The 3,367-nt window shown below is 51.4% G+C and carries 3 protein-coding genes and 1 tRNA gene; 1 reads left to right on the top strand and 3 read right to left on the bottom strand.

What is annotated here, in order from left to right:
- Window positions 1–302: 302 nt before the first annotated feature.
- The 3 genes from KOO62_12900 to rlmN are packed head-to-tail and all read right to left on the bottom strand — an operon-like array spanning window position 303 to window position 3,179.
- Window positions 303–734, bottom strand: coding sequence for a hypothetical protein (locus KOO62_12900; GenBank protein ID MBU8934878.1), 432 nt, complete (start codon window positions 732–734; stop codon window positions 303–305).
- Window positions 731–2,137, bottom strand: coding sequence for a hypothetical protein (locus KOO62_12895; protein ID MBU8934877.1), 1,407 nt, complete (start codon window positions 2,135–2,137; stop codon window positions 731–733). The genes KOO62_12900 and KOO62_12895 overlap by 4 nt, the downstream gene beginning before the upstream one ends.
- A gap of 1 nt (window position 2,138) precedes the next feature.
- Window positions 2,139–3,179, bottom strand: coding sequence for a 23S rRNA (adenine(2503)-C(2))-methyltransferase RlmN (gene rlmN, locus KOO62_12890; protein ID MBU8934876.1), 1,041 nt, complete (start codon window positions 3,177–3,179; stop codon window positions 2,139–2,141).
- A gap of 112 nt (window positions 3,180–3,291) precedes the next feature.
- On the opposite strand from rlmN, the gene KOO62_12885 reads away from it, so the two are divergent.
- Window positions 3,292–3,366, top strand: a tRNA-Pro gene (locus tag KOO62_12885).
- The last annotated feature ends 1 nt before the right edge of the window (window position 3,367 follow it).

The following is a 3,367-nucleotide window of genomic DNA, read 5'->3' as shown; positions in this document are numbered from 1 at the left end:
GAAGACAGTTTAGAATATCCAACGCCCTAATAACAGAACTTTTTCAACAAGCCCCTTGCTGTGGGTTCCATGAGTTCTTAGTAGGGCGAAACTCTTCTTAGCGGTTCCGCCATCTCGAATTGGCAGGAGCGCAGGGCTCCTGCCCTACCAAAAACAGGCGATGCCTACCAAAAACAGGCAATGCCTGCCGGATCAAGTCCGGCATGACAGATGGTTAGGGCAGACGACAGGTATCACCTGTTTAGGGCGTCTGCCGCCCACCGGAACCAGGCGATCCCTGTGAGTGGAGTTGAATGGTGGCGTTACTCTCCGGTTGTTAGACTATCCCCTGCTTCGGGTATGTCGAACCGCTGCAGTAACCACAGGTCGTGCTGGTAAACCCAGGACAAACGTACCGGGTGGCCTCTTGTCCCGGTACTGTCCATCACAAAGCACTCAGTCACGGCGTGTTGGTCGGTATAGACAATCGCACAGTCACCCAATCGATCAAATGCAAAACTGCGATCAGCTCCCCAGCAAAAGCTCAATAGCGAATCAGACCCCTGCTCCACCTTGAGAATATCAGTCGATAGTAAGGAGTCAATAGCCGCCCGGCTCTCCGATTTGATCGCCTCCTGTAACAAATAGATTCGCTCCTTCAGGACGGGGATATGGTTCCGTGAGGGAGTCTCCTCGGCACAGCCAACGATCAGCGCCAGACCTGCCGTCACCATCAATGATACCAGAGTTCTCATTTGCCAGTTGGTCCAATTATGCCGTCGAACCGGAACTGACCGTTGCCCCGACGCGTAACAACGTCACTCTCGACAAGAGTATTCAGAGCTCTAGTGGCAACCAGGTCCCAGAACCAGTACTTGTATCCCATAGTTAGACTATTGTGTCCAAAGGAAGTTGCTATGGTCTGTAATCTGTCACCGGCGGCAACCAGAAGCTTATCGGCCGGACGAGTCAACGCATTGACGGCTGGGCGAATAACTGTCGAATCGGCAATAAATGACTCCGGGCCATTCTTAGGTGTGTATTGCCAACGGACGCGCCCTTTCCTTGTCCCACGTAACCATTTATTTCCACACTGGATATCCGGCATGCGATCACCGAAGTAGATTTTACTGCTGTTGGAGGATGCAGCATAGAAGTTGGTTCCAGCCATCGCCAGGTTTCCCTGTACGGCATACATATACGTTGGCGAGTATGTATTACATAGATCATTCCCCGTGTAAATCTCCAGCAGCTGATCGGGCGAAATGAACTTCCCCCCCAGATCCCACCACAGTGCCAAACCACCAATCACCGGATATCGATGGTACAACACCGTGCCACCATCCATAAACGTGTTAGTATCAGTCGGCAGGTTCCCAGCTGCAACAAGGCTGTCGAGGACTCCACGGTAGGCATCCATCCGACCTGCAATCAGACTCGCCAGAGTGTCACCAATTTCATTCGCGAGACGGCTGCCCTGATGAGCTTCATCAGCCGACAGTATCGGAAAATTAAGGTGGTAGCCGGTGCTGTCAAGACGCACATAACCACGTGTCATACAAATCTGTATGTTACGCTTGACGAAGGATGTGTCACATTCGGCCATGTCAGCTATCTCAGTTATCGTCCGACCCTCATCAAGCAACCAGAGCAGAACACGAGCAAACTCGTTATCGAAATCGGGGTGATCCCTAATACGCGGCGGCAGCAAAACACGATCCTGAAAATACGGCACCATGCCATCAGCCAAGTGGTAAGTAATCGAGAATGGCTGTTCGTAAGTTAGTTGACCGGGAAGGATCAGATCCAGCGTATCCACGACATCATAGAGCCGAACCCATATCTGCGCCTTGCCATAATTCCCGGGGATAATCAGCTTTGGTTCGAGCCATGTCCTGTCGCCCGGAGCCAGAACATAGCAAGTCTGAGCATGTCGACTTGGATTGAGATATTCGCCGGTAAACTGGATCTCCGTCTCGGCAACTATGAATTTTGCCAGAGAGCCGTTGTTGACCACTTCCAATCGCACAATCTGCTCGCCCCATTCCCAGGATGGAGTTTCCACCTCACCTACGAAAATCTCTCGTTCCTGGGTGCAGCCGATCTGACCCAACAGGCTAATCCCCAGTACGACTACCACAAGCATCATTCTTCTCATCTTAGTCTCTCCTCTCCTGTCGTCGGGCGGCTAATTGACCGCAGGCGGCATTGACATCACTTCCCCGACTCTTTCGAACCATAACGGCCGGTAGCCGGGGATAAAGCATCCGGGCAAACTCATCCACTTCTTCCTCGGAAGGGCGGGTGAAGTCCAATCCCGGAACCGGATTGTATGCCAGGACATTGATTTTGCAGGGTAACCCCTGTAGCAAACGAGTCAACGCCTTGACATCGCCCATGCTGTCATTGAAACCCTTGAACAGAATGTATTCTATCGTAACGCGTGTATTCGTTTCTTGCGTGTAGTAACGGAGAGCGGCCATCAAGTTCTCAAGGTTGAAACTCCGCGCCACCGGCATCAGTTGCTCCCGTTTCTTCTGGATAGCAGAATGAAGCGAAACCGCCAGACGGGCTTTGCAATTACTATCAGCCAGCCGACGGATACCGGGGCTGATCCCGACCGTAGAAATAGTGACCTTGCGATGTCCAACACAAACGCCCTGTTCATCCATGATGATACTAAGAGCCCCCAGAACATTGTCCAAGTTCGTCAGTGGTTCCCCCATACCCATCAAAACCACGTTGGTAAAGGCATCACTACCATACTTCTCACGCAACCCCAACAATTGGCCAACCATCTCACCTGTTGTCAGATCACGCAAAAGACCCATAGTGCCGGTCGCACAAAATCGACAGCCCAGAGCGCATCCCGATTGGACCGATATGCAGGCAGTCGTCCGGTCGGCACCAGGAATAAGAACGGTTTCAACCGGATAGCCGTCATCAAGACGGAACAGAAACTTGCGGGTGCCATCCTTCGAAACTAATTCTTCCTCCAGCTTCATCAGATCGAATGTGTATTCACAATCCAGACGATGCCTGATATCCTTTGTCAGATCAGTCATCTGGTGGAAATCATGCTGTCGGACCTTATACAGCCAGCTATAGATTTGTCTCCCCTTGTAAGCCTTCTGCCTGAAAGAGAGCATCAACTCTTCCAACTGTGACTGGTTGTAACCCAGCAGGTTAATCTTCTGCATAGGGCTATAATGTACGTGAAAGCACTCAAATGGCAAGACTGTTTTCTGATCGAACAAACTAAGATTAGAGCACTTGACATATGCTGATAGTGGATGTTTATTGGTCGCGATTCGGGGTGTAGCGCAGCTTGGTCAGCGCGCCTGCTTTGGGAGCAGGATGTCGGAGGTTCAAATCCTCTCACCCCGAT

The sequence above is a fragment of the Candidatus Zixiibacteriota bacterium genome (assembly GCA_019038695.1).
Classification (GTDB): domain Bacteria; phylum Zixibacteria; class MSB-5A5; order GN15; family FEB-12; genus B120-G9.
Note: the sequence above shows the minus strand (reverse complement) of the source record. Positions and strands in the feature narration are given on the sequence as shown.